Annotated in this window: 24 protein-coding genes; 13 read left to right on the plus strand and 11 right to left on the minus strand. The window is 67.1% G+C overall.

What is annotated here, in order from left to right:
* The first annotated feature begins 36 nt into the window (after positions 1 to 36).
* Together xylG and AWB66_RS01645 are read left to right on the plus strand one after the other, a co-directional pair.
* A complete protein-coding gene (gene xylG / locus AWB66_RS01640; protein WP_125469639.1) occupies positions 37 to 1,611 on the plus strand; it encodes a D-xylose ABC transporter ATP-binding protein in 1,575 nt (524 codons plus the stop codon).
* Positions 1,601 to 2,797, plus strand: a complete 1,197-nt coding sequence (locus AWB66_RS01645; protein WP_087628510.1) for a sugar ABC transporter permease — start codon at positions 1,601 to 1,603, stop codon at positions 2,795 to 2,797. The genes xylG and AWB66_RS01645 overlap by 11 nt, the downstream gene beginning before the upstream one ends.
* Positions 2,798 to 2,806: 9 nt before the next feature.
* On the opposite strand, the gene AWB66_RS01650 is transcribed toward AWB66_RS01645, so the two are convergent.
* Positions 2,807 to 3,595, minus strand: a complete 789-nt coding sequence (locus tag AWB66_RS01650; protein WP_087628511.1) for a class I SAM-dependent methyltransferase — start codon at positions 3,593 to 3,595, stop codon at positions 2,807 to 2,809.
* A gap of 70 nt (positions 3,596 to 3,665) precedes the next feature.
* A complete protein-coding gene (locus AWB66_RS01655; RefSeq protein ID WP_327353369.1) occupies positions 3,666 to 4,349 on the minus strand; it encodes a TetR/AcrR family transcriptional regulator in 684 nt (227 codons plus the stop codon).
* Between the two features lie 129 nt (positions 4,350 to 4,478).
* On the opposite strand from AWB66_RS01655, the gene AWB66_RS33545 reads away from it, so the two are divergent.
* Both AWB66_RS33545 and tehA read left to right on the plus strand, forming a co-directional pair.
* Positions 4,479 to 4,760, plus strand: coding sequence for a hypothetical protein (locus tag AWB66_RS33545; RefSeq protein ID WP_159462865.1), 282 nt, complete (start codon positions 4,479 to 4,481; stop codon positions 4,758 to 4,760).
* A gap of 132 nt (positions 4,761 to 4,892) precedes the next feature.
* Positions 4,893 to 5,921: a dicarboxylate transporter/tellurite-resistance protein TehA gene (gene tehA / locus AWB66_RS01665; RefSeq protein ID WP_087628514.1), complete on the plus strand. Its 1,029-nt coding sequence runs from the start codon at positions 4,893 to 4,895 to the stop codon at positions 5,919 to 5,921.
* On the opposite strand, the gene AWB66_RS01670 is transcribed toward tehA, so the two are convergent.
* Positions 5,885 to 7,432, minus strand: coding sequence for a serine hydrolase (locus tag AWB66_RS01670; protein ID WP_087628515.1), 1,548 nt, complete (start codon positions 7,430 to 7,432; stop codon positions 5,885 to 5,887). The genes tehA and AWB66_RS01670 overlap by 37 nt on opposite strands.
* Positions 7,433 to 7,694: 262 nt before the next feature.
* Here AWB66_RS01670 and AWB66_RS01675 point away from each other — a divergent pair, with 262 nt between their 5' ends.
* Entirely contained in the window at positions 7,695 to 8,408 is a 714-nt protein-coding gene (locus AWB66_RS01675) for a carbonic anhydrase (protein WP_087628775.1), read from the plus strand.
* Positions 8,409 to 8,451: 43 nt separating this feature from the next.
* Here the strand turns inward: AWB66_RS01675 and AWB66_RS01680 are convergent, their stop codons facing one another.
* The 3 genes from AWB66_RS01680 to AWB66_RS01690 all read right to left on the minus strand — a co-directional run bounded on the left by AWB66_RS01680 (position 8,452) and on the right by AWB66_RS01690 (position 10,601).
* Complete coding sequence (locus AWB66_RS01680) at positions 8,452 to 9,225, minus strand: DUF4410 domain-containing protein (protein WP_087628516.1); 774 nt, start codon at positions 9,223 to 9,225, stop codon at positions 8,452 to 8,454.
* A gap of 329 nt (positions 9,226 to 9,554) precedes the next feature.
* Positions 9,555 to 10,058 carry a hypothetical protein gene (locus AWB66_RS01685; protein ID WP_125469641.1) on the minus strand — a complete coding sequence of 168 codons (504 nt, stop codon included), beginning with the start codon at positions 10,056 to 10,058 and terminating at the stop codon, positions 9,555 to 9,557.
* 189 nt (positions 10,059 to 10,247) lie between these two features.
* Positions 10,248 to 10,601, minus strand: coding sequence for a DUF1428 domain-containing protein (locus tag AWB66_RS01690; protein WP_087628518.1), 354 nt, complete (start codon positions 10,599 to 10,601; stop codon positions 10,248 to 10,250).
* Between the two features lie 172 nt (positions 10,602 to 10,773).
* Between AWB66_RS01690 and AWB66_RS01695 the strand changes: the two genes are divergently transcribed.
* Together AWB66_RS01695 and AWB66_RS01700 are read left to right on the plus strand one after the other, a co-directional pair.
* Positions 10,774 to 12,789, plus strand: coding sequence for a VTT domain-containing protein (locus tag AWB66_RS01695; protein ID WP_087628519.1), 2,016 nt, complete (start codon positions 10,774 to 10,776; stop codon positions 12,787 to 12,789).
* 67 nt (positions 12,790 to 12,856) lie between these two features.
* Positions 12,857 to 13,831, plus strand: a complete 975-nt coding sequence (locus AWB66_RS01700) for a VTT domain-containing protein (RefSeq protein WP_087628520.1) — start codon at positions 12,857 to 12,859, stop codon at positions 13,829 to 13,831.
* A 76-nt stretch (positions 13,832 to 13,907) separates the two neighbouring features.
* On the opposite strand, the gene AWB66_RS33550 is transcribed toward AWB66_RS01700, so the two are convergent.
* The 3 genes from AWB66_RS33550 to AWB66_RS01710 all read right to left on the minus strand — a co-directional run bounded on the left by AWB66_RS33550 (position 13,908) and on the right by AWB66_RS01710 (position 15,481).
* Positions 13,908 to 14,084, minus strand: a complete 177-nt coding sequence (locus AWB66_RS33550) for a hypothetical protein (RefSeq protein ID WP_159462866.1) — start codon at positions 14,082 to 14,084, stop codon at positions 13,908 to 13,910.
* Positions 14,081 to 14,914 (minus strand): class I SAM-dependent methyltransferase, encoded by an 834-nt coding sequence (locus tag AWB66_RS01705; protein ID WP_087628521.1) that lies wholly within the window; start codon positions 14,912 to 14,914, stop codon positions 14,081 to 14,083. Before AWB66_RS01705 ends, AWB66_RS33550 begins: the two co-directional genes overlap by 4 nt.
* 132 nt (positions 14,915 to 15,046) lie before the next feature.
* Positions 15,047 to 15,481 (minus strand): GFA family protein, encoded by a 435-nt coding sequence (locus AWB66_RS01710; RefSeq protein ID WP_087628522.1) that lies wholly within the window; start codon positions 15,479 to 15,481, stop codon positions 15,047 to 15,049.
* Between the two features lie 161 nt (positions 15,482 to 15,642).
* Here AWB66_RS01710 and AWB66_RS01715 point away from each other — a divergent pair, with 161 nt between their 5' ends.
* The 4 genes from AWB66_RS01715 to AWB66_RS01730 all read left to right on the plus strand — a co-directional run bounded on the left by AWB66_RS01715 (position 15,643) and on the right by AWB66_RS01730 (position 20,827).
* On the plus strand, positions 15,643 to 16,743 hold the full coding sequence (locus tag AWB66_RS01715) for an AraC family transcriptional regulator (protein ID WP_087628523.1): 1,101 nt from the start codon (positions 15,643 to 15,645) through the stop codon (positions 16,741 to 16,743).
* A gap of 153 nt (positions 16,744 to 16,896) precedes the next feature.
* A complete protein-coding gene (locus AWB66_RS01720; RefSeq protein ID WP_087628524.1) occupies positions 16,897 to 17,835 on the plus strand; it encodes a hypothetical protein in 939 nt (312 codons plus the stop codon).
* A gap of 144 nt (positions 17,836 to 17,979) precedes the next feature.
* Positions 17,980 to 18,366 carry a DUF427 domain-containing protein gene (locus tag AWB66_RS01725; protein ID WP_087628525.1) on the plus strand — a complete coding sequence of 129 codons (387 nt, stop codon included), beginning with the start codon at positions 17,980 to 17,982 and terminating at the stop codon, positions 18,364 to 18,366.
* Between the two features lie 76 nt (positions 18,367 to 18,442).
* The gene (locus tag AWB66_RS01730; protein WP_087628526.1) at positions 18,443 to 20,827 is read left to right on the plus strand and encodes a DNA polymerase II; all 2,385 of its coding nucleotides are present in this window, start codon (positions 18,443 to 18,445) and stop codon (positions 20,825 to 20,827) included.
* A 60-nt stretch (positions 20,828 to 20,887) separates the two neighbouring features.
* Here AWB66_RS01730 and AWB66_RS01735 read toward each other — a convergent pair whose 3' ends face one another.
* Together AWB66_RS01735 and AWB66_RS01740 are read right to left on the minus strand one after the other, a co-directional pair.
* Positions 20,888 to 22,396: a sensor histidine kinase gene (locus AWB66_RS01735; RefSeq protein WP_407642246.1), complete on the minus strand. Its 1,509-nt coding sequence runs from the start codon at positions 22,394 to 22,396 to the stop codon at positions 20,888 to 20,890.
* Entirely contained in the window at positions 22,393 to 23,118 is a 726-nt protein-coding gene (locus AWB66_RS01740) for a response regulator transcription factor (RefSeq protein WP_087628776.1), read from the minus strand. The genes AWB66_RS01735 and AWB66_RS01740 overlap by 4 nt, the downstream gene beginning before the upstream one ends.
* A gap of 182 nt (positions 23,119 to 23,300) precedes the next feature.
* On the opposite strand from AWB66_RS01740, the gene msrB reads away from it, so the two are divergent.
* The gene (gene msrB, locus AWB66_RS01745) at positions 23,301 to 23,795 is read left to right on the plus strand and encodes a peptide-methionine (R)-S-oxide reductase MsrB (protein ID WP_087628527.1); all 495 of its coding nucleotides are present in this window, start codon (positions 23,301 to 23,303) and stop codon (positions 23,793 to 23,795) included.
* A gap of 37 nt (positions 23,796 to 23,832) precedes the next feature.
* Positions 23,833 to 25,689, plus strand: a complete 1,857-nt coding sequence (locus AWB66_RS01750) for a cytochrome c biogenesis protein DipZ (protein ID WP_087628528.1) — start codon at positions 23,833 to 23,835, stop codon at positions 25,687 to 25,689.
* Positions 25,690 to 25,797: the final 108 nt, after the last annotated feature.

Here is a 25,797-nt window from a genome sequence, read left to right on the forward strand (position 1 = left end):
CGCCCGCGTGTCTCTCAATCAGCCAGGAATCCGAGCATGGCACAAGCGCTTCTGGAGATGCACGGCATCGTCAAGTCGTTTGGCGGCGTGAAGGCGCTCGACGGCATCGATCTCGTCGTCGCGCCCGGCGAATGCGTGGGGCTCTGCGGCGAGAACGGCGCGGGCAAATCGACGCTGATGAAGGTGCTCTCGGGCGTGTATCCGCACGGCACCTGGGACGGCGACATCCGCTGGGAAGGCGAACCGTTGCGCGCGACGAGCATCCGCGACACCGAGCGCGCGGGCATCGTCATCATCCATCAGGAACTGATGCTCGTGCCGCAGTTGTCGGTGGCGGAGAACATCTTTCTCGGCAACGAGATCACGCTGCCCGGCGGCCGCATGAACTACGCGGCGATGTACCGGCGCGCGGCCGAGTTGCTGCGCGAACTGAACATAGAGGGCATTAACGTTGCGCAGCCGGTGATGAACTACGGCGGCGGCCATCAGCAACTGATCGAGATCGCGAAGGCGCTCAACAAGCGCGCGAAGCTCCTGATCCTCGACGAGCCTTCGTCATCGCTGACCGCAGCCGAGACGCGCATCCTGCTCGATATCGTGCGCGACCTGAAGCGGCGCGGCGTGGCATGCGTCTACATCTCGCACAAGCTCGATGAAGTCGAAGCCGTCTGCGACACCATCACCGTGATCCGCGACGGCAGGCACGTTGCGACGCAGCCGATGAAGGAACTGCGCACCGACCGCATCATCGCGATGATGGTCGGACGCGAGATCACGAACCTCTTTCCGCGCGAGCCGCATGACATTGGCAAAGTGATCTTCGAGGCGCGCAACGTGACCTGTCTCGACGTGACGAACGCGAACCGCAAGCGGGTCGACAACGTGTCGTTCACGTTGCGGCGCGGCGAGATTCTCGGCGTGGCGGGGCTCGTCGGCGCGGGGCGCACGGAACTGATGCAGGCCATCTTCGGCGCGTATCCAGGAGTGAGCGAGGCCGAAGTCTGGATGAACGGCAAGCGCGTGAAAATTGCGTCGCCCTCGGATGCCATTAGCGCGGGCATCGCGATGGTGCCGGAAGACCGCAAGCGTCATGGCATCGTGCCGCAACTGGGCGTCGGGCAGAACATCACGCTCGCGGTGCTGGCGCGCTTCGCAAAGGGTGGCCGCATCGACGCCGCCGCCGAACTCGACACGATCCACACCGAGATGAAGCGCCTGTCGGTGCGCGCGGCGCATCCGATGCTGTCGATCGCGAGTCTTTCCGGCGGCAATCAGCAGAAGGCGGTGCTCACGCGCATGCTGCTCACCGATCCAGCCGTGCTGATTCTCGACGAGCCCACGCGCGGTGTCGATGTCGGCGCCAAGTTCGAAATCTACAAGCTCATGTTCGCGCTAGCGAAGCGCGGCGTGTCGATCATCATGGTCTCGTCGGAACTGGCAGAAGTGCTGGGCGTGAGCGATCGCGTGCTCGTGATCGGCGAGGGCGAACTGCGCGGCGACTTCGTCAACGATGGACTTACGCAGGAACACATACTGTCGGCGGCGATCGGCGCCGGCGGCAACGAAGCGATAACCGAGCGACAACCTCAGCGAGTGCAGCATGACGCCTGATCTGACTACTTCGAGCAAGAGCGCAAAGAGCGGCCCTTCCCGTTCACCGGGACAGCGCTTCAAGCAACTGTTTGCGCGCTACAAGCTGCTTGCGCTGCTGCTCGCCGTCGCGGTCATCTGGATCTTCTTCTCGTTCCTGACTGAAGGCGCGTTCGTCACACCGCGCAACCTGTCGAACCTGCTGCGGCAGATGTCGATCACCGGCATGCTCGCGTGCGGCATGGTGTTCGTGATCATCGCGGGGGAGATCGATCTGTCGGTCGGCTCGCTGCTCGGTCTGCTCGGCGGCGTGGCCGCGATCCTCGACGTCACGTACCACTGGCCGCTCGCGCTCACGTTGCCGGCGGTCATGCTGCTCGGCATCGCGATCGGCTTCTTCAACGGCTGGTGGTCCACGTACTTGCGCGTGCCTTCGTTCATCGTCGGACTGGGCGGCATGCTTGCGTATCGCGGCGTGCTGCTCGGCATCACGGGCGGTTCGACCATCGCGCCGGTCTCGGACAACCTCGTCTTCATCGGGCAAGGCTATCTGCCGCGCATCGCGGGCAATGCGCTTGCTGTGGTGCTGTTCGTGCTGCTCGCGGTGCTGACCGTGCGCCAGCGGACCAATCGTCAGCGCTATAGCCTGCCCGTCGTGCCGATGTGGCAGGACGGCGTGAAGATCGTCGCGGCGGGCGTGATCCTCCTCGCGTTCGTCGCGACGCTCAACCGTTACGGCGGCATTCCGGTGCCCGTGTTGCTGCTGCTCGCGCTGCTTGGCGTGTTCACGTACATCGCCACGCAAACCGTGTTCGGGCGCCGCATCTACGCAGTCGGATCGAACCTCGAAGCGACGCGTCTTTCCGGCGTCAACACCAATCGCGTGAAGCTCGCGATCTTCGCGCTGATGGGTCTCATGTGCGCGTTTGGCGGCCTGGTCAACACGGCGCGGCTCGCGGCGGGCTCGCCGTCGGCAGGGTCGATGGGCGAACTCGATGCCATCGCCGCGTGCTTCATCGGCGGGACGTCGATGCGCGGCGGGTCGGGCACGGTCTACGGCGCATTGATCGGCGCGCTCGTGATGGCGAGCCTCGACAACGGCATGTCGATGCTCGATGTCGATTCGTACTGGCAGATGATCGTGAAGGGCGGCATCCTCGTGCTAGCCGTGTGGATCGATGTGGTGTCGGGCTCGAACCAGCGGTGAGGCGCGTGATTAATTTGCGAGCTTCTCGATACAGAACGCGGCGGTTTCGTAGGGAACGGTGACTTTGCGCTTGCCCGCAAGCGACGGCTCGCTGGCGATCAACGCGCGCAGTTCCTCATCGATCTTGACGCGCTCATCGGCCGGCAGCGCGGCGATGAAACTCGTCGACCGCACGCGGTTGACGATCACGTCGTCGGGCGTGCCGGTGTGGCCGTGCGCAAGATGTGTCTCTTGCAACGGTCCGAAACCATCGAACGGAAACACGGCGCGCCACTCGCCGGTGTAGTAGCGCGGCGTATCGCCTTCATGACGGTTCACGATCGCATCGAGTCGCCCGATCCAGTCGATGCGCGCATCGCGCAGGTTCCAGACCAGCCCGAGCTTGCCGCCGGGCTTGAGCACGCGCAGGATGTCGGCGAGCGCTTCGCGAGTTGCGAACCAGTGGAACGACTGCGCGCAAACGACCGCATCGACCGACGCATCGGGCAGCGGGATCGAATCGGCGGTGCCGGCGAGCGCTTCGATGTGCGGCAACGTCGCCGAGAGTTTTTCGCGCATCGCCGCAACCGGCTCGACGGCGATCACACGTGCGCCCGTTGCGATCAGGCGCGGCGTGAACTTGCCGGTGCCCGCGCCCAGATCGATCACGGTCTGGCCTTCAGCGAGACGGAGTTGGTCGCGCAACCACTCGGCGAGCGCCGCCGGGTAGTCGGGACGGCCGCGCACGTAGGTGTCGGCGGTGTGCGTGGTGTAGCCGTCGGCGGCGGCGTGGTGGACTGTGCCGGATGCCTGGGTCATGCTGACTCTCCCGATGAACGAAGCCGCGCTTGCGGCGCGGTATCGGGAGTGTAGCGGTGGGTGCTTTCAATCATGAACCGCGCGTTGGCTCGCGGAAAGGCAGCGCGGCGACGAACGCATCGATCGCGCTATAGAGTGAGGCACGCGAGGCGCCATCGTGTGCCTGAACGGAGATGCCGCACAGCACGGTGACGCACAGCGCGGCGAGCGCTTCGGTATCGACCGAACGAGCCAGCTGGCCGTCTTCCACGGCTTTCAAAAGCCGCTTTCTGATCATCGAGATCAGCCCCTGGCGGCCCTTGCGCAACATGGCGCGCAGCGCCTCGTGCTCGCCGCCGACCTGGATCGTGCCGAGTATCAGCATGCAGCCGCGCGGCCTGCCGGGCCGCGTGAACAGTTCGATGTTGCGTCTGAACATGGCGGCGATCGCTTCACGGCCGCCCGCGTTTTCTTCGAGCGCCCTGCGCACGATCGCCCCCTCCGCGGTCCCGTAAAGCCCCAGCGCCTCGCGAAAGAGATCTTCCTTGCCACCGAACGCCGCGTAAAGGCTTGGCGAATTGATGCCCATCGCGTCGGCGAGATCGTTCACCGACGTGCGGTCGAAACCCTTCTCCCAGAACACCTCCATCGCGCGCCGCAAGGCGGCGTCGCGGTCGAAGGCGCGCGGCCGGCCGCGTGGCCGCCTTGCCGATTCCTCATTTACCGATGACATCTGCGCTCCTGTTCGACGGACGCCGGTTCCCGGTGTCTTCATTATTTATGTATCGAGCATAACAAAAATGCTGGACACACACCAGCCGGTTCGACTAATATCTGTATCAATCGTTACATAAAACAGATGGGCGGCATTCGCCGCCATCGTTCCGTTTGAAGGAGTGTCGTCATGAAAGCACTGATCCGCGCGGCTGTCGCCGCAATCATCATCGCCGGTCCCGCCGTTTCGTTCGCGCAGGCAACGGCCGTCGCTGTATCCACCGATTCGGCAAAGACCTTCGACGTCTTCGTCGACCAGCCCACTGGCTTCACGTTCGTGAAAATGCCCGGGGGGTGGAAGTTCGTCGGCGCGGTGAACAACGAGGAAGCGAGGCACCTGCCGGCTACTGTTTTGACGTCGGTGCTGCCGGCGCAAACGTCCCAGCAGGCGAGCGCGACAGTCCGCCAATAACCCGTTTGATCCGATCGAGCATGTTCCTGAGTCTCACCGGCATTCACGAGAAACACGGCGCCCGTTAAATTACGTCCCATTGACGGGCTCGCCATGAAACGGGCCGTCGCGAATCCTTCAGGAGATAGAGCGATGAACAAGAATCGTGGACCGATGCCGGTGGCGTTCTTCGGCATTGCGGTGGGCGCGCTGGCGATGGCGAATGCGTGGCGGGTCGCGGAGAGAATCTGGCCCGTGCCGGCCGCAGTCGAACACTTGCTGACGCTCGCGGCGCTTGCTGTATGGGTCGCGGTGCTGGCCGGCTATGCGCACAAGTGGCTCGTGCATCGCGATGCAGCCATCGTCGAGATGCAGCATCCGGTGCAGTCTTCGTTTGCGGCGCTCGGGCCCGTGTCGAGCCTGCTCGCCGCGCAGGCGCTTATCCACTATTCTCGGCCGCTGGCCTTCGCGGTCTTCGTCGTCGCGGCGGCGAGCGCGCTCGCAATCGGCGTCTACCTGCATGGACGTTTCTGGCAGGGCGGACGCAAGGCGGAACTGACCACGCCCGCCATCTACCTGCCGTCGGTCGGCACGAGCTTCGTTGCCGGGACGACGGCGGCCGCGTTCGGCTGGACCCAGCTCGGCGCGCTGTTCTTCGGCGCGGGCGTGCTGTCGTGGCTCGCGCTCGAATCGATGATCCTGCATCGCGCGGCGGTACACGAGCCGCTGCCCGACGCGCTGCGGCCGACGCTCGGCATCCAGCTTGCGCCTCCGGTCGTGGGCGGCGTCACGTACATGAGCATCACGAGCGGCACGCCCGACGTGTTCGCGATGATCCTGCTCGGCTACGGTCTCTATCAGGCGCTCCTGCTGCTGCGCCTGTTGCCGTGGATTCGCAAGCAAGCCTTCACGCCGTCGTACTGGGCGTTCAGCTTCGGCGTCGCGGCGCTGCCGACGCTCGCCATGCGCATGGTCGAGCGCGGCAGCACCGGACTCGTCGCGTGGCTTGCTCCGTCGCTCTTCATCGCGGCGAACGTGGTGATCGGCATGCTGGTCGTGAAGACGGTCGCGCTGATATTGCGCGGCGAATTGCTGCCCGCAGTGGCCGCGCAAACCGAGCCGTCGAGCCTGCGCGAAGCCGCCGATCAGCGGATGAACGTGCCGACCCCGTCCTCGTCGTAATACTCGAGCGTCACGCGGTCGCTCAGGAACGACGCCTTCGAGATCGTGCCCGGCGCCGCGTTCTCGTTGACGAGCGTGAAGGTGAAGACATCGCCGTCCCAATGCGTGAGCGGCAGCAGCATCGGGCGCGGTCCGATCGAGAGCACGAGCGAGCCGCCCTGATCGACCACCTGGATCGGCCCGTAGTAGTCGTTGCGATAGGTTCCCGCGTAAGTGGAAAGCGCGCGGGCCGGCAGCGGCGAAGCGGGCGGCGTCATGCCGACGAGCGAACCCTCCGGCTTGCTGAGCGACGCAAACGCATCGGCGTAGAGTTTTGCCCAGTCGCGCTGAATAGAGCCGAACTGCACGAGATCGAAGAACTGGGCGGTCAGCGTCTCGGGCACGCCAATCGGATAGCCGTTGGTGAGCGCGATGATCGCGACGCCCGTCGACGGCACGACGAGGAAGTTGGTCGCGGCGCCCACGCCGAACGCGCCGGAGTGGCTGTAGCTTGGCCGGTTCGCCGCCGTCGTGCCGACATTGAAGCCATAGCCGTAAAAGCTCGCGGGATGGCCGTCGCCCGGCGGCGCGGACTGCACCTGCGCGCTGGTGGCCGCGGCGAGCGCCTTCTCCTCGACGATGCGACGGCCGTTGAACACGCCGTTGCCGAGCATCATCGCGAGCCACTTCGCCATGTCGTTCACCGACGAACTGACGCCGCCCGCCGGCGATTGCGCATCGGGCATCGTCCCCAGGCCCTGTACCCACTTGCCATTCACCTTCACATGCCCGAGCGCGCGGTTGCTGCGCGCGGCGAAGTCGGCGTAGCGCGAACTCGTGCTGCTCATGCCGAGCGGCTGATACAGCACCTGCTCCGAAAGCGTCGCCCAGTCGATGCCCGCAGCAATCGCCACGGACTCCGCCGCCGCCGTCAGCCCGAAATTCGTATAGAAGTACGAGCCCCTGAACGGATGCAGCGGCAGAAAGCGCAGGCGCTGAAGGATTTCCGTCTGTCCGTAGCCCATGTCTTCCAGACGATCGCCCGCATGATCCGGCAGGCCCGACCGGTGCGAGTACAGGTCGGCGATCTGCACGACCTCGCTGACCTCTGCATCGGAGAGCGTGAACCACGGCAGATGCGCACGCACGGGCGTGTTCCACGTGACGCTGCCGCTCCCGACCTGATGCGCGACCACGCTCGATCCGACCGACTTCGATACCGACGCGAGCTGGAACACCGTATCGGCATCGACGGGCTGGCCCGAGCCGACGAGCCGCGTGCCGAAGCCTTTCGTGTAGACCGTCTGGCCGTTGCGCACGACGGCCACCGCCATGCCCGGGACGCCAGGGCTCGACATCAGGTCGGCGGCGAGCTTGTCGAGCTGTCCGATGGCGTCGTTGATCTGCTTGTCGGGGACGGGCGCGGGCCGAGACTCGTCGCCGTTCGAGTCGCTGCCGCCGCACGCCGCGAGCGTGCCGCACAGCGCGGCGCCGAGAAAGCGGCGGCGTCCCTGCAAAGGTGTCGATCCCATCGAGGCTCTCCCCGGCGATGCCGATGCGGTGGCGCACGTGCGGCGCGATTCGGCTTGGAAGCTTCGGGCGGCACGCGCGAAATCGTCTGTGCGAAGCCGCTCATTCGGCGAGGAATTTGGCGCGGTCGAGTCGACGCATGTAATCGATTATCGCGCGACGATTCACGCGCACTGGGCCCAAAAAGCGCGACTATGTGATGCGCAGGCGAACGACGCGAAACGGACGTTCGCGCGGCCGCGCTTCTCCCATCCGAGGCGATCCATGTGCGATCCAACGTGTTCTCTCGCGCGGCGTCACTGGCTGCTGGCCGGTGTGGCGTCGGCGGCATTCGCGGGCTTGCGGCTCGCCGATGCGCGGGCGGCGGCGCCGCCCGATGGCCCCGCGCCGAATTCGATCCACCCCGACGAGGCGCTCGCGCGCTTGATGCAGGGCAACGCGCGCTACGCGGCCAATCAGCCGGCCAACCGCGATTTTTCCGCCGGACGGGTCGCGCGGGTGGCGGCGCAGTATCCGATCGCGGCGATCGTCGGTTGCGCGGATTCGCGGGTCGCGCCGGAACTGGCGTTCGACCAGGGTCCCGGCGACATTTTCGTCGTGCGCGTCGCGGGCAACTTCATCAACGACGACATCCTTGCCAGCCTCGAATACGGCGTCGAGTATCTCGGCGTGCCGCTGATCGTGGTCCTCGGACACAGCCACTGCGGCGCGGTCGAAGCGACGGTCAAGGCGGTGAAAGAAGGTGTCCGGTTGCCCGGCCACCTGCCCGAACTCGTGCGGGCGATCGAGCCGGCGTTGCGCATCGCCCGCGCGCAGGGCGGCGATCTCATCGAGCAGACCACGATCGAGAACGTGCGGCTCAACACGAACCGGCTGATGGTCGCGCGGCCGCTGGTCGAACGCTATGTGAAGAGCGGGCGCGTGAAGGTGGTCGGCGGGATCTACGATCTTGCGACGGGCAACGTGCGGCTGATCTGACGCGCAACGCGCTGCCGTCGCGTTGCGCCGTGTTCCGACTGTCTTAGCCTTTGACTCGGCTCGTCGACATCCAGCCCTGTGCGACGCCGACTTGCGCGATCTGCTTCGCGATGGAATCGCCGAGATGCTTCGCGTCGGCCGACACGCTGTCGCGCTTCGCTTCCGACGCGCCGTGCAGGCCCGCGCCCGCCGCAGCGGACACCGCCGCATGGCCCGCGACCGCGCCGACGCCCGCCGTTTCCGCGACGCCGGGCATCTTGCCGCTGTCGGCGCTCGCGTCGAAACTCTGCACGAGCTGCGCGGCGCCGCCCGCCGGCTTGTAGAGAAGCTGCACCGACGTGCTCACCTCGCTCTTGCCCGCGCCCAGCCCGACGAGCGTGCGGCGGCGGCGGCTGCCGGCATCGATGTCGTCGAAATGGCCGGTCACGAGCAGCACGTTCTCGGCGGCCGGCGCGGGCACGTCGGCGCGGACTGCGTGCAGGCCCATCGACTGCAACTGCTTCACGATCTCGTTTGCGACGTCCTCGCGGACTTCGGCGGCGTCGGCGGATTGCTCGTCGGCCGCCGATTTGCCTTCCACCCGCGCCTTCATCTTCTGCATCATGCCGCTGTCGAGCTTGACTTCGCCGGCCGCGCTGTCGAACGCGTACACGTAGATGGTGTCCGGCCGCGCCGCTGGTGCCGCCGAATATTGCGCGGCGCTCGCGCCGGTGCTCGCGCATCCCGCCAGCATCACCGAACTGAAGGCGATCGCCGCCGAAGCCATCCGCAGACCCTTGCGACTTGCACTACCGAAAGAACCGATCGAAGCAAACATGTTCACCCTCTCAAACGACACAGCCGTGTCTCTATCTTGATCGACGTATCGCCGGACAATCCGGACATCGCGAGGGCGATGTCGTCGTTGCGCGATACTCCTCGGCTGGCGCGCTTTCTTTCGTGCTCCAGCGACAGAGGCGAGTATGGGTGAGCGGCTTCGCGAACTCCATTCGACAATTATTTCGCGGTATGTCACGTGGCGCGGGGCCTTATGCGGCGGTCTTTTGCGCCGGATCGACTAGCGTTGCCCGCACGCCGGCGAGTACCTCAGCGGAGCGATTTTCGAGAGCATCCGCGCGTATTCTTCGCCCGCAATCTGGCGCAACTTCATCTGCACGAGTCCGAGCGGAATGTCCTTGTCGCGGCCGACCGACCGCGATGGATCTCGCCGAGCAGCCGCACCGACCAGAAGCGCCGCAGATACGCGAAGCGAGCGAACCAGCCGCGCGTCAGAAAGCCGATGAAGGGCGCGGCGCAGAGCATCGAGGCGATCGCCGCCAGCAGGATCGCGACGGCGAAATCGTCGGGCGACATGAGTCCGCGCAACGCGTCGCCGTGCGCGGGCGAGCGGCCGACCATGCCCCACAGCCACGAACGCACGCTTTCGGCGATGCCGCACGGCTCGTCCTGCCCGCAGGTGCCGGGCGGCATCAGCAGCCACAGGAAGACGCCGCCCGCGAGGTTCACGAGCAGCACGAAGGCCCAGAGCAGCCACGAGCGGCCGACCGGCCCGGCGAGCTTGCCCGGGGCGCGCGCGGCGTGGCGCGCGCGGGCGCGTGTGGGGTTCGCGTAGCCGCGCGTCGGCGGCTGCATTACGTTGTCTAAGGGCATGTCGTCTCCTGTCGGCCAGAGTTAGCGCTTCAGCGCTTACTCTGGCCCCATGCAACATCGTTGCTATCGCTCGGGATTCGCGTCTTCCGACGCGCGGCGTGTTTTGCGCTTTATCCCACGACGACTGCCTTCACACATCCCCGCTTACGGATGCCTACTTGCGGACGCCCTCGGTCATGCTCGCTCCATTCACTCGTCGACAATCACCTGAAAGCCGCCGTAGATCATGCGGCGGCCGTCGAACGGCATCGGGTTCGTGTCGGGCTGGAGACGCGGGTCGGCCATCACGGCTTTCATGCCGGCGTCGCGCGTCTCGCGCGATGGCCAGACGATCCACGCGAACACCACGACCTCGTCGTCCTTGCGCTTGACCGCCATCGGGAAGGACGTCAGTTCGCCCTCCGGGACGTCGTCGCCCCAGCATTCGACGAGCTTCAGCGCGCCGTTTTCCTTGAACACGGCCGCCGCCAGCCGGGAATGCTTCACATAAGCCTCGCGATTGGCGACGGGCACCGCCGCGACGAATCCATCGACGTAATTCATGTACCACCTCCATTTCCGATGAGGGAACGGGCGCGCAACGTGCGCCTCCCTTCGATACGACGAACGGCGCGCGCCGAAATCGACCGCGTGTGCATCTCGATTGCGCTCCGCCAGAGGCCGGAGCCGCCGCGCCAACAGGGCTAGAATCGGTCCAAAGAACACGGAGCTGCCGATGGAGCATGCCTATTTCAAGTTGCTGCATCTGCTGTCGGGGCATCCCGGATGCGCGCTCGCCGTGGTCGCGCTGGCGGCGCTGCTGGAGTCGGTCGCATTCATCGGAACGTTCATTCCCGGCAGCACGGCGATGTTCGTCGCGGGCGCGCTGGTCGGCACGGGCACGCTCAATCTCGGCTGGGTATTCGTCTGCGCGATAGCGGGCGCCATTGCCGGCGACGCCGCAAGCTACTGGGTCGGCGCGCGCTATCAGGAGTCGCTGCGGCAGATCTGGCCGTTTCGCACGCATCCCGCCGTGCTCGCGGCGGGCGAAAAGTATTTCCTGATGCACGGAGCGAAGAGCGTCGTGACGGCGCGCTTCCTGCCGCCGCTCAGGGCGATCGTGCCGGTGGTCGCGGGCATGCTCGGCATGGCGCCCGCGCGCTTTTTCGCGGTCAACGTGCTCTCGGCGCTTCTGTGGGCGCCCGTGCACATCCTGCCGGGCGTGGTGTTCGGCGCGTCGATCGAACTGGCGGGCGCGGTGTCGTTCCGGCTCGTGGTGGTCGTCGCGATCGTCGCGGTGGCGGCCTGGCTCATCTACAACCTGATCCGCATCGCGGTTTCGCACGCGCGCTCGTGGACCAGCAGTTCGCGGCAGCGCCTGATCGCGTGGGCCGAGCGGCATCCGGGCCGCTCCCGGCGCCTCGTGATGCGCGCGCTCAGCCCGGAAAGCCCGGCGGCCGGCCTGATCGCGACGATCTCGGTGTTCCTGCTCGTGTCGGCGGCGGTGTTCTTCTCGACGCTCGAAGACATCGCCCACGGCGACCCCATCGTGCAGGTCGACATGTCGGCGTACCGGTTCCTGCAGTCGTTCCGCTCGACCTGGGCCGACGACATGCTCGCGGTCCTCTCGACGCTCGGCAGCCTGCCGACGCTCACGGCGCTCGTGGTGCTGGTGATCGCGTGGATGGCGTTCGAACGGCGCTGGCGCACCATCGCGTACTGGCTCGCGGCCGTCGCGTTCTCGCAGGTGCTGATCCTCGCGATCCAGATCGCGACGCGGCATCTGCCGCTCGGCGCGCTCGCGTCGAACGCGCGCGCCTTCCCGAGCAACCACGTCGCGGCGACCGTCATCATCTACGGCTTTCTCGCGTTTCTCATCGAGCGGCGCGTGGGCACCGTGGCGCGCGTGCTGGTCGCGGTGGCGACGGTCGCGGTGGTCTCGGCCGTCACGCTCGCGGGGCTCTACTTCGACCGCTTCACGCTCTCCGACGCGCTCGGCGGCGCGGCGCTCGCGGCGATCTGGGTGTTTCTCGTCGCGCTGACGGCGGTCTGGCGGCATCCCGAGAAGCCGCGCGCGCGGCCGCTCTTGCCCGTCGCCGTGCTGGCGGTTGTCAGCGTGGCGGTCGCGCTGCAACTCGCGACGGGAAGCGCCTTTCCGACGGCCGAGGGCGGAGAGCGTCCGGAAGTCGTCGTCGTGACGCCGGCGCAATGGACCGACAAGATCTGGCGCACGTTCTCGTGCTATCGCTCGAACATGGAGGGCGACAGGCGCGAGCCGATCACCGTGCAATGGGCCGCGACCGCCGAGCAGATGAAGGCGCAGCTCAAAAGCCGCGGCTGGACCGAAGGCACGCGGCTGTCGGCGCGCAGTCTGTTGTCGCTGGTGTCGCCGAACGTCACGGCGACGGCGTTGCCGGTACTGCCGCGCCTGAACAACGGCGAGCCGTCGAAGCTCGAATTCGTGCGCTCGCACGAGGGCGACGATCAGCGCGACGTGCTGCGCTTTTGGCCGACGCGCTATGCGGTCGAACGCCACGACGGCACGCCCGCCGCGCCGATCTGGCTCGGCTCACTGGTCCATGAGCGCCTGCGCCGGCCGTCGTGGCCGTTCAACGTGCTGCGTCCGACCCGACAGGTCGAGCCGATGATCGCCGAGCATGGCGAAGGGTCGCCGTGGCACGACATCGAAGTGGCGCGCAGCATGGGCTGCGAGGGCGTGCGGGTGACGCTGATCGCGTCTCGCGCGCCTTGACGCGTCGGGCCGCCCCGGCCCATGCAACAATGAAAACGCATCGGGAACCGATCGAGGAGGGCGGCAATTGATACACGTCACGCCAGCAGCGGTCACGGCATGGGGCAGCGAGGCCGTGTTCGTCAACGTGCTCTGCACGCGTCTCGGCGTGCCGGTGCCGGCGGTGCCGGTGCTCGTCTTCGCGGGCTCGGCGGTGGCGCACGGCACGCTCTCGTTCACGCACGTCCTGTTCGCGGCGGTGCTGGCCGCGCTCATCGGCGACGGCGTCTGGTTTTCGGCGGGCCGCGTCTACGGACGGCCGCTCATCAACCGGCTCGCGCGTTTTTCGCTGTCCATCGACTCCAGCGTGCAGACGACGCGCGCGCTCTTCGAGCGCTTCGGCGTGCCGATCGTGTCCGTCTGCAAGTTCGTGCCGGGCCTCGCGCTCATCACGCCGCCGCTGATGGGCACGACGCGCATCGCGACCCGCGCGTTCGTGACGTGGGACGCCATCGGCGCGCTCGCGTGGGCGGGCTTCTGGCTGCTCGGCGGCGCGCTCTTCAGCCGGCAACTCGCGATGCTGCTGCGCACCGTGGAGCAGCATGGCGCGACCGTCGTCGACGTGCTGCTGGCGCTGGCGCTCTTGTACCTCGGCTACCGGTATCTGCGGCGCTGGCGTCTGCGCAAATGGTTGCAGGACCTGACCATCTCGGCCGAACAGCTCGACGCGATGATGCATTCCGCCGCGCCGCCCGTCGTGCTCGACGCGCGGCTCGCCACCGCCGTCAGCCAGGAGCCGTACCGCATTCCCGGCGCGCTGCTCTTCGATCCGGAAGCGCCGCGCGCGCTAAGCTCGGCGTTAGCGCAACGCGAGGTCGTCGTGTATTGCGTGTGTCCGAACGATGTCACCGCGAAGCGGGTTTGCGGACGCTTGCGCGGCGAAGGTGTCGAGCATGCGCATACGCTCGCGGGCGGGCTCGATGCGTGGGTCGCGCGCGGTTATCCGGTCGAGCCCGTGCCGGCGCGGCCGGAGCCGTTCGGGCGGACGTTCGCGCGGCAGTGAAGGCGGGCAACACGTCGCGCCAGCTTCGCCGCGCACGCGAGCGCGGCGAAGCCGACGAAGCGGCTGGCGACGACGCTCAGGCAGCGAGCCCGAGCGTCGTCAGGATGAAGCGAAGGCCGAAAAAGCACACCGACGAGCACAGCGGCAAGCCCATGAACGCCGAGCCATACCGAAGGCCGACCACGCACGCCGAAGGCCACAGACGCAGCCCGGATGCGAGGGACGCGGCGACGCTCCGTCCGAGTCCGTTCATTTTCGTTCCACCACGACTTCGAGATACTCGCTCGGCAGCACGAGCGTCGCGTCGCCCGACCGGTTGCGGCTTTCGATCAGCGCCATCAGGTCGCCGAGGAACGCGGCCTGCCGCTCGCCTTCGAGCGCGGCGAACGCCTTGTTCATCGGCCCGTAGTAGGTGCGGAACACTTCGATGAAGTGCGCCGGCGACCGGTAGCGGAACGTGAAGTCGCGGCTCGTCGCGACGATGTTCCGCGCGCTGTCGCCGAAAAGCTCGTCCAGCCGCGCCTTCGTGCCCCAGAGCGCAGGCGACTTGACTCCGGCGGGCGGCGCGATGTACTTGCCGATCGTCTTGAAGACCTGCCCGATGAAGCTTTCCGGCGTCCAGTTCGCCAGGCCGATCTTCCCGCCCGGCTTGCAGACGCGCGCGAGTTCGCTCGCCGCCTTTTCCTGGTTCGGCGTGAACATCACGCCGAAGGTCGACATCACGACGTCGAACGAGGCGTCCGCGAAAGGCAGCGCTTCGGCGTCCGCTTCCTGGAACTGCACCGCGAGCCCTTCGGCCGCGGCGCGCGCGCGGCCCGCGTCGAGTAGCGAAGCGACGTAGTCGGTCGAGGTGACGTCGCACCAGCGGCGTGCGGCGGCGAGGGTCGCGTTGCCGTTGCCCGCGGCGACATCGAGCACGCGGCTGCCGGCGCGCAGGTCGAGCGCCTCGCCGAGATTTTCGCCGACGATCTGCAGCGTGGTACCGACGACGGCATAGTTGCCCGTCGACCAGGCGGCCTGTTGACGGACCTTGACGGCGGCGAGGTCGGCGGCGGGCGAGACGGCGGTATCGACTGCGGACATGGCGATGCTCCTGAGAGGCAAGATGGCAGCGATGCGGGAGTGCATCGTCGTGCTGCCTGTTCTGATGTCGCCGCGAGTTCGAACCGCTCGAATGCCCGCGCGGCGGGCGGGCAAGACAACCGCGCGTGACGGCTATTCGGCGACGCTCACGCCGGAACCGCCCATTTCCTTCGGCAGGTCCTTCAGTTTCGGCAGACCGTCCTTCATCGGCAGACGCGACTCGGGGTAATGGACGTGCACGCCGGCTTCATACGGAAAATCGGGGATGATGGCCGCGTAGACATCCGTGAGACCGAGCCCCGGATGCTCGGTGAAGAGATGTCCGCCGCACGTCGTGCACCATTTGCGGTAGCTGTGCTCGGTCTTGTTGTAAGTGCCGATATGGTCCGCGCCGCGCGTGACGCGCACCGCCTCGGGCCGCCAGAGCGTGAACGCGTTGACGGGTCCCGCCGACCACGTCCGGCACGAATCGCAATGGCAATAACCCATGCCCGCGGGTTCGCCGCTCACCGTGAACTGCACGGCGCCGCAAAAGCATTGGCCCTGATAGGCATCTGCGTGACTCATGTCGGTCTCCTTCGATGATGTGGATGGCAGGTTCTGCCGCGCGCGCCCGACGTTCGTTGTTGCGCAATCGCGTGAGTGCTAGTATCAGCGCGCGGGCGGTATCGATGAATGACCAGGCGTCCAGATGTTTTGCGCAGGACGCCGAAACTGACGGGCTTGTCATGGATGCTTTATCCGACGTCCTTCGCGTGGTTCGTCTCGGCGGCGCGGTTTATCTAAACGGCGACTTCACCGCGCCCTGGTGCCTGTACGGCCAGGCGGACGCAGCGTTGTGCGCCGCGTATCTGCCGCGCGCCGAACGCGTCGTCTCCTATCACCTCATCACCGAGGGCGGCTGCTGGGCGAGCCTTGCAGGCGACCCCGCGTCCGCGATCCGCGTCGAGGCGGGCGAACTGCTGGTCGTGCCGCAAGGCGAATCGCATCTGATGGGCAGCTCGCTCGAACTGGCGCCCGCGCCCACGGGCGATCTGCTGTCGAGCCAACTCGAAGCGACGCCCGGCCAGGTGATGAAGTTGAGCTATGGCGGCGGCGGCGACCGCACGCGGCTCGTCTGCGGCTTTCTCGCCTGCGACGACACATTGAGCAATCCGGTGCTGTCGTCGCTGCCGCGCATCTTCAAGATCGACATGCGCAACGATCCACAATCGGCGTGGCTCGAATCGTCGCTCAAGTTCGCGGCGGCGGAGGCGGCCGAGTGGCGCGTCGGCAGCGCGATCGTGCTTGCGCGGCTCTCGGAACTGCTCTTCGTGGAAGCGGTGCGCCGCTGCATCGATGCGCTGCCCGCCGATCGCAAGGGCTGGCTCGCGGGCGTCGGCGACCGTTTCGTCGGGCGGGCGCTCGCGTTGCTGCACGCGCAACCGGCGCACGGCTGGACCGTCGACGAACTCGCGCGCAAGGCGGGACTCTCGCGCTCGGCGCTTGCGCAGCGCTTCACGCAACTGCTCGGCCAGCCGCCGATGCAGTATCTCGCGCGCTGGCGTCTGCAGATCGCGGCGCAGGAACTGCGTGCGGGCACGAAGTCCGTCGCGGTGGTGGCGGAGCAAGTGGGGTACGAATCGGAAGCGGCGTTCAATCGCGCGTTCAAACGCGAATTCGGTATGCCGCCCGCCGGCTGGCGGCGCAATCACGGCAAGACGGATAACGCCGATTCGCTGTCCGAAGCGGACGAGGCCGGGGGCTTGTCGATCGCCGATCTGGCGCCGGTCGCGGGCGGCGTGTCTGAAACACCCGCCGTTCCCGGGGCCGCCGCGCCGCTGGTCTAACCCGCGCGGCGGCCGTCGGCGGCGCGTGAAATCCCGCGACATAAGTTTGCGGCAGACCGCGCCGCTGCATTCTTCTATAGTCCTTTCCGTCGCCACGCCGCACTGCACTGAGCTGCACTGCACGAAGTGGCCCGAACCGCGAAGGACATCCCCGTGAACAACTCATCGTCTGTCGTCCCGAATGGAAGCATCGGTCTCCGTAAGTTCGTTGTCGCGGCGGCCGCCGCCGTGTTCGCCTTCGCGAGCGCACCGGCTTTCGCAGGATGGGCGCAGCACGGCACGATGTCGACGTCGCGCGGTGTGTACAACGGCGCGCACGCCGGTTCGTGCGGCGGCGGAAGCTGCTCGCACGCGGGCGGCGTCGCGGGGCCCTACGGCGGCCTCGCCACCAACACCGGCACGGTCACGCGCAACGCACCCGGACAGTTCTCCAACTCGGGCACCGCGACCGGCCGCTACGGCAACTCCGTCCAGCACGCGGGCGACACCAACTGCGCGGGCGGCACCTGTTCGCACTCCGGCAACCTGACCGGCCCCGACGGCAAGACCGCCACCACCGGCGGCTCCGTCACGCGCACGGCGCCCGGCCAGTATTCGTCGTCGGGGACCGTCAACGGTGCGAACGGCAATACGGTCGGCCATTCGGCATCGACGAACTGCGCGGGCTCGACCTGCGCGCGTTCGGGCACGGTGACGGGTAACGACGGCGGCACCGTCGAGCACGCCGGCAGCGCGACGCGCGTCGCACCGGGCGTCGTGACGACGACCGGCAGCGTGACCGGCGTGCACGGCGGCACGGTCGCGTCGAGCGGCACGGTCATGAGATCGTCGACCGTCACGACCGGCAGCGTCACGACGACCGGCAGCACGGTGGCGGTCGTCGGCATGGCGCCGGTTGTCGTCGCGACGCCGCCTTCGACGGTCGTGGTCGTGCCGCCGCCTTCGACCGTGGTGGTTGCTGCGCCGCCGCCCGCAGTCGTCGTGGCAGCGCCGCCGCCGCATGCGGTGTACGTCGCGCCGGCGCCGCGTCCTGTCGTATGGGTGCCCGCGCACTGGGTGGGACGCGTGTTCGTCCCGGCGCACTGGGCGTGAGCCGCGTCGCCGATCGTCGATTATTCGGCTGAAACGACATGTTTGTTTGCTGCACCGGCGTTTTTCTCCGGCGGGCGATGACGTAGCATCAAACGGCGGATCGCCCGCTCGGGCGGTTCAATGTCATGTCAGGAGCCGAATCGAATGCAGACGCAAACCAGAGCGAAGCGAACCCCGGGGCCCAATCATCCGATCGACATCGCGCCGACATCCTCGCGGGTCGTGGTCAAGGTGGCGGGCCGCGTGATCGCCGATACGCGCGACGCGCTCACGCTGCGCGAGGCGGCGTATCCGGCGGTGCAGTACATTCCGCGCAAGGACGTCGACCTGTCGCTGTTGGCGCGCACCGATCACCAGAGCTATTGCCCGTACAAGGGCGAGGCGGCGTACTACAGCGTGAGCGTGGCGGGCGAGCGCGGCGTCAATGCTGTCTGGACCTACGAAGCGCCGTATGAGGCGGTGGCACAGATCCGGGAGCATCTGGCGTTCTATCCCGATCGCGTCGATTCGATCGAGGTACTGGACGACTGACGTCACAGCGACGCGCGAAGCCTTCGGCCATCGAAAGTAAAATGATGCGACCGCACAGGCTTTCGAAGGCATCGGCTTGACTCAGGCATCGCAGGAACGGCAGGCACAACAGGGTTTTCTTCTGACCCGTCACTGGCGCGACACGTCGGCCGGGACGGAGGTCGAGTTCTGGCTCGCCACCGACCATGGCCCGCGACGCATCCGCCTCGCGCCGCAGCCATCGGTCGCGTTCGTTCCGGCCGTGCAGCGCGAGCGCGCGGAAGGGATTATCGGCGGCGCGCGCGGCGTCGAGTTGCGGCCGCTGCCGCTCGTCGACTTCCAGCATCGCCCGGTGCTCGGGCTCTATTGCCAGCAGTACCGGCAACTGTCCGCGCTCGACAAGGCGCTCAGGGACGGCGGCGTGCAGGTCTACGAGGCGGATATCCGGCCGCCCGAACGCTATCTGATGGAGCGCTTCATTACCGCGCCGGTGTGGTTCAGCGGCGAGCCCAACGGCGACGGCCCGCTTCTCGCGAGCGAACTGCGGCCCGCGCCGGACTATCGTCCGCGGCTGAAGGTCGTCTCGCTCGACATCGAAACGAGCGAACACGGCGACCTCTATTCGATCGCGCTCGAAGGCTGCGGCGCGCGGCAGGTGTACATGCTCGGCCCGGCGAACGGCGTCGACGGACCGCGCGATTTCGATCTCGACTACTGCGAGAGCCGCGCGCAACTGCTCGAACGCTTCATCGAATGGATGAAGCGACATGATCCCGATGCGATCATCGGCTGGAACGTCGTGCAGTTCGACCTGCGCGTGCTGCAGAAGGAAGCGGACCGTCACGGCGTCGCGCTGCGGCTTGGGCGCGACGGCAGTCTTATCGAGTGGCGCGAGCATGGGCTGAAGCAGAATCACTATTTCACGTCGATTGCCGGAAGGCTCGTCATCGACGGCATCGAGGCGCTCAAAACCGCGACGTGGACCTTTCCGTCGTTCAGCCTCGAATTCGTCGCGCAGGCGCTCTTGGGCGAGGGCAAGTCGATCGAGAGCCCGTACCAGCGCATGGACGAGATCAACCGCCGTTTCGCCGAGGACAAGCCCGCGCTCGCGCGCTACAACCTGAACGACTGCGAACTCGTCACGAAGGTCTTCGCGAAGACCGAGCTGCTCACCTTCCTGCTCGAACGCGCGACGGTCACGGGGCTCGCGGCGGATCGCAGCGGCGGATCGGTCGCCGCGTTCACGCACCTTTACATGCCGCGCATGCATCGCGTGGGCTTCGTCGCGCCGAATCTCGGCGACGTGCAACTCGAATCGAGTCCCGGCGGCTTCGTGATGGATTCGAAGCCCGGCCTCTACGATTCCGTGCTCGTGCTCGATTACAAGAGCCTTTATCCGTCGATCATCCGCACGTTCCTGATCGATCCTGTCGGGCTCGTAGAAGGCCTGCGCCATCCCGACGACCGCGATTCGGTGCCCGGCTTTCTCGGCGCGCGTTTTTCGCGCAGCAAGCACAGCCTGCCGGCGATCGTCGGACAGGTGTGGGAAGGCCGCGATACGGCGAAGCGCCAGCAGAACAAGCCGCTGTCGCAGGCGCTCAAGATCATCATGAATTCGTTCTACGGCGTGCTGGGTTCGAGCGGCTGCCGCTTCTTCGATCCGCGGCTCGCTTCGTCGATCACGATGCGCGGGCACGAGATCATGCACCGCACGCGCGAGATGATCGAAGACGCGGGCTTCCAGGTCATCTATGGCGACACCGATTCCACCTTCGTGTGGCTCAAGCACGCGCGCACCGAGGACGAGGCGCAACGCATCGGCGGCGAACTCGTCGAGCGGGTGAACGGCTGGTGGCGCGCGCATCTGCGCGAGGCGTTCGGGCTGGAAAGCGCGCTGGAACTCGAAGTCGACACGCATTACCGGCGCTTTTTGATGCCGACGATCCGCGGCGCCGAGCAGGGCAGCAAGAAGCGTTACGCGGGCCTGACCGTCGATGCGCGCGGTGCCGACGAAATGGTTTTCAAGGGCCTCGAATCGGTTCGCACCGACTGGACGCCGCTCGCGCAACAGTTCCAGCAGCAGCTTTATCTGCGCATCTTCAAGGGCGAGCCGTATCAGGAATTCGTGCGCGATTACGTCGAGCGCACTTTGTCCGGCGAACTCGATGCGCTGCTCGTCTATCGCAAGCAGCTTCGACGGCGGCTGTCCGACTATCAGCGCAACGTGCCGCCCCACGTGCGCGCAGCGCGTATCGCCGACGAATTCAACCGCCGGCAGAACCGCCCGCTGCAATATCAGGACGGCGGCTGGGTCAGCTACGTGATGACGGTGGCGGGACCGGAGCCGGTGGAAACGCAACGCGCGCCGATCGACTACGACCATTATCTGACGCGCCAGCTTCAGCCCGTCGCCGATGCGATCCTGCCGTTCCTGCGCGACGATTTCGGCTCGCTGATGACGGGGCAGAAGGAGTTGTTTTAGGCGTGCACGGCGGCTTTGGTTTGCAACCTGGGCACGCTGACGGCCAATAATCGCCTCGGCTCACTCCGCATGCCGCACGCCGGGCGTCACATCGGCGGCCGCCAGTTCGAACTGGAACGTCGTGCCCCGGCCGGCCCGGTCGACGAGCCGGATCTGACTCTCATGCAACTGCAACATGCGCTGCACGATCAGAAGTCCGAGCCCGCCGCCGCGCTGCGCGCCGCCCGAGCTGAACGGCCGCTGGAAAAGCGCTTCGCGCAACGCAGCGGGAATGCCGGGACCGGTATCGCTGACCGTCACCGAAACCTTGCCGTCGACGCTCGCGAGCGCCACCTCGATCTCGCCTCCGGACGGCGTATGACGAATGGCGTTGTCGAGCAGATTGGTGAGCACGCGTTCGATCATCGCGACATCGGCGACGACGGGCGGCAGGCGCGGCGGAATGCTCGCCCGCAGTTCGACCCCACGCGACTCGGCGGCGAGTTCGAACTTCTCGAAGACGTCCTGCAACAGGTCGGCGAGCGCGAACGCCTCGCGCTCGGGCGCGACCATGCCGTGCTCCAGCCGCGCGAGTTCGAAGAGCGCCTGCGCGAGCCGGCCGACCTTCGCGCTCTGCGCGAGCGCGATTGCAAGATAGCGGCGGCGGTCTGTGTCGCCGAGCGCGTCGGCCTTGAGCGAAAGCGTCTCCAGATAGCCGTGCAGCGACGACAGCGGCGTGCGCAGATCATGCGAAATGTTCGCGACGAGTTCGCGCCGCTCGCGATCCTGCCGCGTCAGCGCGCGCCACTGTTCGCCGATGCGCCGCGCCATCTGCTCGAACGCCGTCTCCAGCACGACGATCTCGTCGTCCTTGCTCGCGTAGGGCGAGCGCGGCACGCCCGGCTGATCGTCGGGGGCGCCGTTCGCGTCGAAACGGCGCATCGCGTCGGTCAGGCGACGCAGCGGGCGCGTGATGAGGCCGAACGCGACCAGCCCGGCGACGAGCGCAAGCAGCGTGACGAGCGCCATCGACGCGAGCGTCGTGCGCAGCACGCCGCTCGCCGACACGCGCGCCGCCAGTTCGTCGTGTTCCTCGCCGAGCAGCACGACGTAGATGTAACCCGCCGGCTCGCGCCCGGCCGACACGAGCGGCGCCGCGCTGAACACCTTGTGACTCTCCGTGCCGCGCGGATCGTCGCCGAGAATCGGCAGCGCGTCGCCCGCGATGAAGCGCTGCACGGGCGCGAGGTCGACGTGGCCGCGCCTCAGGTGTCCCGGCGGCGCGTCGTGCGCCTTGATGTTTCCGTCCTTGTCGAGCAGATACACCTCGACGCTCGGATTCACCACCATCAGTTGCATGAACAGCTTGCGCACGGCGTCGGGCTTGAGGCCGTTCGCGTCCATCAGCGCGGCGTCGCGCGCGATATGCCCCGCGAGCCCGCGCGAAATGCTCTGGACGACTTCCTTCTCGCGCAGATCGCTCGCGCGGATCTGCAACCACGCGGACGCCCCGCAGCACGCGAGCAGCAACACGCAGAAGACGGCCGCGAGCCGCTGCGTCAGCGTGAGATTCGGAATGAGGAATCTCACGGCGTCTCTCCGGCGGCTGCATCGGCTGCGAGCTTGTAGCCGTGGCCCCAGACCGTGAGAATGCGGCGCGGCTCGGACGCGTCCGCCTCGACCTTCGCGCGCAGCCGGTTGATATGTGTATTGACGGTATGTTCGTAGCCCTCGTGGCTGTAGCCCCACACCGCGTTGAGCAGGTCCATGCGCGAGAACACCTTGCCCGGATGCTGCGTGAAGTGATACAGCAGGTCGAACTCGCGCGGCGTCAGTTCGATGCGCTGCCCGTCCACCGACGCCTCGCGCGCGATCGGATCGATGGAGATGCCCGCGACGTCGAGCCGCCCCGCATCGAGCCGGCGATCCTTCGCGACGGCGTCGACGCGACGCAAGAGCGCCTTGACCCGCGCGACCAGTTCGAGCACGGAAAACGGTTTCGCCAGATAGTCGTCGGCGCCGAGTTCGAGGCCGAGAATGCGGTGCACCTCGCTCGAACGCGCGCTCGTGATGATGATCGGCGTATAGCGCGTCATGGCGCGGGCGCGGCGGCAGATTTCGAGGCCGTCGACACCCGGCAGCATCAGGTCGAGGATCAGCGCGTCCCAGCCGCCCTGTTCGAGCAGACGCAGGCCCTCGGCGCCGTCGGCGGAGTGCACGACTTCGTAGCGCTCGTCGCGCAGGTGCAGGCTGAGGACATCGGCGATGTGGACGTCGTCCTCGACGATCAGGATGCGCTTCGGTTGTTCCATGCGATGCCGGTTTCCCTTCGGTTCGAAAGCGGCCGCGGTGCGGACGGGCACCGCAGCGGCCCCGTCATTGTGCAAAAAAACCGCGTCGCCAGGTATCACGATTAATTTAACTTTTCGTGAGGACTTCGACACCGGGCGCGGCCCATGATGCGTCTACACGAAATCCGATCGAGGAGCACATCATGCACACACGAAGGCGCTTTCTGCTCACCGCCGGCGCGGCGGCCGCGGCGCTCGCCGCGGCGGTGGCGCGCGGGACGGAGGCGGCCTCGCCGCGCGAGGCCTTCGGCGTCGTCCACACCGACGACGAATGGCGCCGGCTCCTGAGCGCCGCCCAGTACGGCGTGCTGCGTCAGGAAGGCACCGAACGCCCGTACACGAGCCCGCTCAACGACGAGCATCGCGCGGGGCGCTTCTCCTGCGCCGGCTGCCGGCTCGACCTGTTTTCGTCGCGCACGAAATTCGACAGCCATACCGGCTGGCCGAGCTTCTGGGCGCCGCTCGACAAGGCCGTCGCGACGCGCTCGGACTTTTCGTTCGGCAGCGTGCGCACCGAAGTGCATTGCAGCCGTTGCGGCGGTCATCTCGGGCACGTTTTCGACGACGGCCCGAAGCCGACCGGCCTGCGCTACTGCATGAACGGCGTCGCGATGAACTTCACGCCCGGCGCCGCCTGACGCGCCGCCTTTCCTCAGACCGAACCTTCACACGATCATGTTACTCATCATCCTCGCTTATCTGGGCGGCGCACTCACGATTCTCAGCCCGTGCATCCTGCCGGTGTTGCCGTTCGTGTTCGCACGCGCCGACAAGCCTTTTGTCCGCAATGGCCTGCCGCTGCTCGCGGGCATGTCGCTGACGTTCGCGCTCGTCGCGACGCTCGCCGCCGTCGGCGGCGGCTGGGTCACGCAGGCGAACCAGTACGGGCGCTGGATCGCCATCGCGCTGCTCGCCGTGTTCGGCCTGACGCTCCTGCTGCCGGATTTCGCCGAGCGCCTGATGCGCCCGCTCGTGAACGCGGGCAACCGGCTGTCGAATCTCGCGCAGCGCGACGGCGGGACGGCGGGCGGCGAGTCGTCGTTTGCGTCGTCGTTCGGGTCCTCGTTTTTGCTCGGCATCGCGACGGGGCTGCTCTGGGCGCCTTGCGCCGGCCCGATCCTCGGCCTCGTACTCACCGGCGCCGCGCTGCGCGGCGCGAGCGCGGGCACGACGCTCCTGCTCGTCGCCTACGCGGCGGGCGCGGCGACTTCGCTCGCGATCGCGCTCCTGATCGGCGGCCGGGTGTTCACCGCGATGAAGCGCTCGCTCGGCGCGGGCGAATGGGTCCGAAAAGGCATCGGCGCGGCGATGCTCGCGGGCGTCGTCGCCATTGCGTTCGGCTTCGATACCGGCGTGCTCGCCCGCGTGTCGACCGTGGCGACGAGCGGTATCGAGCAGACTCTTGTCGATCGTTTCGGTGCCGGCGGGCGCATGAAGGCAGAGCAAGCCGCTGCGGCGCCGGTTGCCGCGCCCGGCATGATGCGCGCGAGCACCGCCGCGGAACCCGCGCTGCCGGTGGAAGGCAAGCTGCCGTCGCTGTCGGGCGCCGTGGAGTGGATCAACTCGCCGCCGCTCACGGCCGAAGCGCTGCGCGGCAAGGTCGTGCTCGTCGACGTGTGGACGTATTCCTGCATCAACTGCCTGCGCACGCTGCCGTATGTGAAGGCGTGGGCGCAGAAATATCGCGATCAGGGGCTCGTCGTGATCGGCGTGCATGCGCCGGAATTCGCGTTCGAGCGCAACATCGACAACGTGAAGAAAGCGACGCGCGATCTCGGCATCGACTTTCCGGTTGCGATCGACAACAACTTCGCGATCTGGCGCGCGCTCGACAACCAGTACTGGCCAGCGCACTACTTCGTCGATGCGCAAGGGCGGATCCGCTATCACCACTTCGGCGAGGGGAACTACGCGGAATCGGAGAAGGTAATCCAGCGGCTGCTCGCCGAAGCGGGCCACGGCGGCGCCGCGAAAGCGTCCGCTGGTCTGACGAATGACGGCGCGCACAACGCGCAACACCCACAAAACGCACAAAACGCACAAAACGCGCAAGGCGTGCAGGCCGCCGCCGACATGGCCGACGTGCGCTCGCCAGAAACCTATCTCGGCTACGAGCGCGCGGAGCATTTCGCGTCGCCCGGCGGCGAGGCGCGCGACCGCATGCACGACTACGCCGCGCCCGCGCAACTCGCGGTCAACGACTGGGCGCTGGCCGGGGCGTGGCAAGTCGGCGGCGAGCGCGCGACGCTCGCGAGGAATGCGGGCCGCATCGACTATCGCTTCCATGCGCGCGACCTGCATCTGGTGCTCGGGCCGTCGGCGGACGGCAAGCCGGTGCGGTTTCGCGTGAGCATCGACGGCGCCGCCCCGGGCAAAGCACACGGCACCGACGTCACCGCCGACGGCAGCGGCACGGTCACCGAGGAACGCCTTTATCAGCTCGTGCGCCAGCCGGGCCCGATCGAGGATCATACTTTCAGCATCGAGTTTCTGGACGCGGGCGTCGCGGCATACGCCTTCACGTTCGGCTGATCCGCCTGACTCAGGCGAACCGGCACATCCGTCAATATCGAAGGAGTGGCAATGTCGACTCAAATTCAGGCTCGCAAAAAACCGTGGTTCAAGGCAGCGCGCGCAGCG

Origin of the sequence: Caballeronia telluris (genome assembly GCF_001544495.1) — a bacterium.
GTDB classification, from domain to species: Bacteria; Pseudomonadota; Gammaproteobacteria; order Burkholderiales; family Burkholderiaceae; genus Caballeronia; species Caballeronia telluris.

Excerpts from the sequence above, each read along its gene's own strand:
- xylG (WP_125469639.1), top strand. The coding sequence starts at position 37 with ATGGCACAAGCGCTTCTGGAGATGCACGGCATCGTCAAGTCGTTTGGC.
- AWB66_RS01645 (WP_087628510.1), top strand. The coding sequence starts at position 1,601 with ATGACGCCTGATCTGACTACTTCGAGCAAGAGCGCAAAGAGCGGCCCT.
- AWB66_RS01650 (WP_087628511.1), bottom strand. The coding sequence starts at position 3,595 with ATGACCCAGGCATCCGGCACAGTCCACCACGCCGCCGCCGACGGCTAC.
- AWB66_RS01655 (WP_327353369.1), bottom strand. The coding sequence starts at position 4,349 with ATGAAGACACCGGGAACCGGCGTCCGTCGAACAGGAGCGCAGATGTCA.
- AWB66_RS33545 (WP_159462865.1), top strand. The coding sequence starts at position 4,479 with ATGAAAGCACTGATCCGCGCGGCTGTCGCCGCAATCATCATCGCCGGT.
- tehA (WP_087628514.1), top strand. The coding sequence starts at position 4,893 with ATGAACAAGAATCGTGGACCGATGCCGGTGGCGTTCTTCGGCATTGCG.
- AWB66_RS01670 (WP_087628515.1), bottom strand. The coding sequence starts at position 7,432 with ATGGGATCGACACCTTTGCAGGGACGCCGCCGCTTTCTCGGCGCCGCG.
- AWB66_RS01675 (WP_087628775.1), top strand. The coding sequence starts at position 7,695 with ATGTGCGATCCAACGTGTTCTCTCGCGCGGCGTCACTGGCTGCTGGCC.
- AWB66_RS01680 (WP_087628516.1), bottom strand. The coding sequence starts at position 9,225 with ATGTTTGCTTCGATCGGTTCTTTCGGTAGTGCAAGTCGCAAGGGTCTG.
- AWB66_RS01685 (WP_125469641.1), bottom strand. The coding sequence starts at position 10,058 with ATGCCCTTAGACAACGTAATGCAGCCGCCGACGCGCGGCTACGCGAAC.
- AWB66_RS01690 (WP_087628518.1), bottom strand. The coding sequence starts at position 10,601 with ATGAATTACGTCGATGGATTCGTCGCGGCGGTGCCCGTCGCCAATCGC.
- AWB66_RS01695 (WP_087628519.1), top strand. The coding sequence starts at position 10,774 with ATGGAGCATGCCTATTTCAAGTTGCTGCATCTGCTGTCGGGGCATCCC.
- AWB66_RS33550 (WP_159462866.1), bottom strand. The coding sequence starts at position 14,084 with ATGAACGGACTCGGACGGAGCGTCGCCGCGTCCCTCGCATCCGGGCTG.
- AWB66_RS01705 (WP_087628521.1), bottom strand. The coding sequence starts at position 14,914 with ATGTCCGCAGTCGATACCGCCGTCTCGCCCGCCGCCGACCTCGCCGCC.
- AWB66_RS01710 (WP_087628522.1), bottom strand. The coding sequence starts at position 15,481 with ATGAGTCACGCAGATGCCTATCAGGGCCAATGCTTTTGCGGCGCCGTG.
- AWB66_RS01715 (WP_087628523.1), top strand. The coding sequence starts at position 15,643 with ATGGATGCTTTATCCGACGTCCTTCGCGTGGTTCGTCTCGGCGGCGCG.
- AWB66_RS01725 (WP_087628525.1), top strand. The coding sequence starts at position 17,980 with ATGCAGACGCAAACCAGAGCGAAGCGAACCCCGGGGCCCAATCATCCG.
- AWB66_RS01740 (WP_087628776.1), bottom strand. The coding sequence starts at position 23,118 with ATGGAACAACCGAAGCGCATCCTGATCGTCGAGGACGACGTCCACATC.
- msrB (WP_087628527.1), top strand. The coding sequence starts at position 23,301 with ATGCACACACGAAGGCGCTTTCTGCTCACCGCCGGCGCGGCGGCCGCG.
- AWB66_RS01750 (WP_087628528.1), top strand. The coding sequence starts at position 23,833 with ATGTTACTCATCATCCTCGCTTATCTGGGCGGCGCACTCACGATTCTC.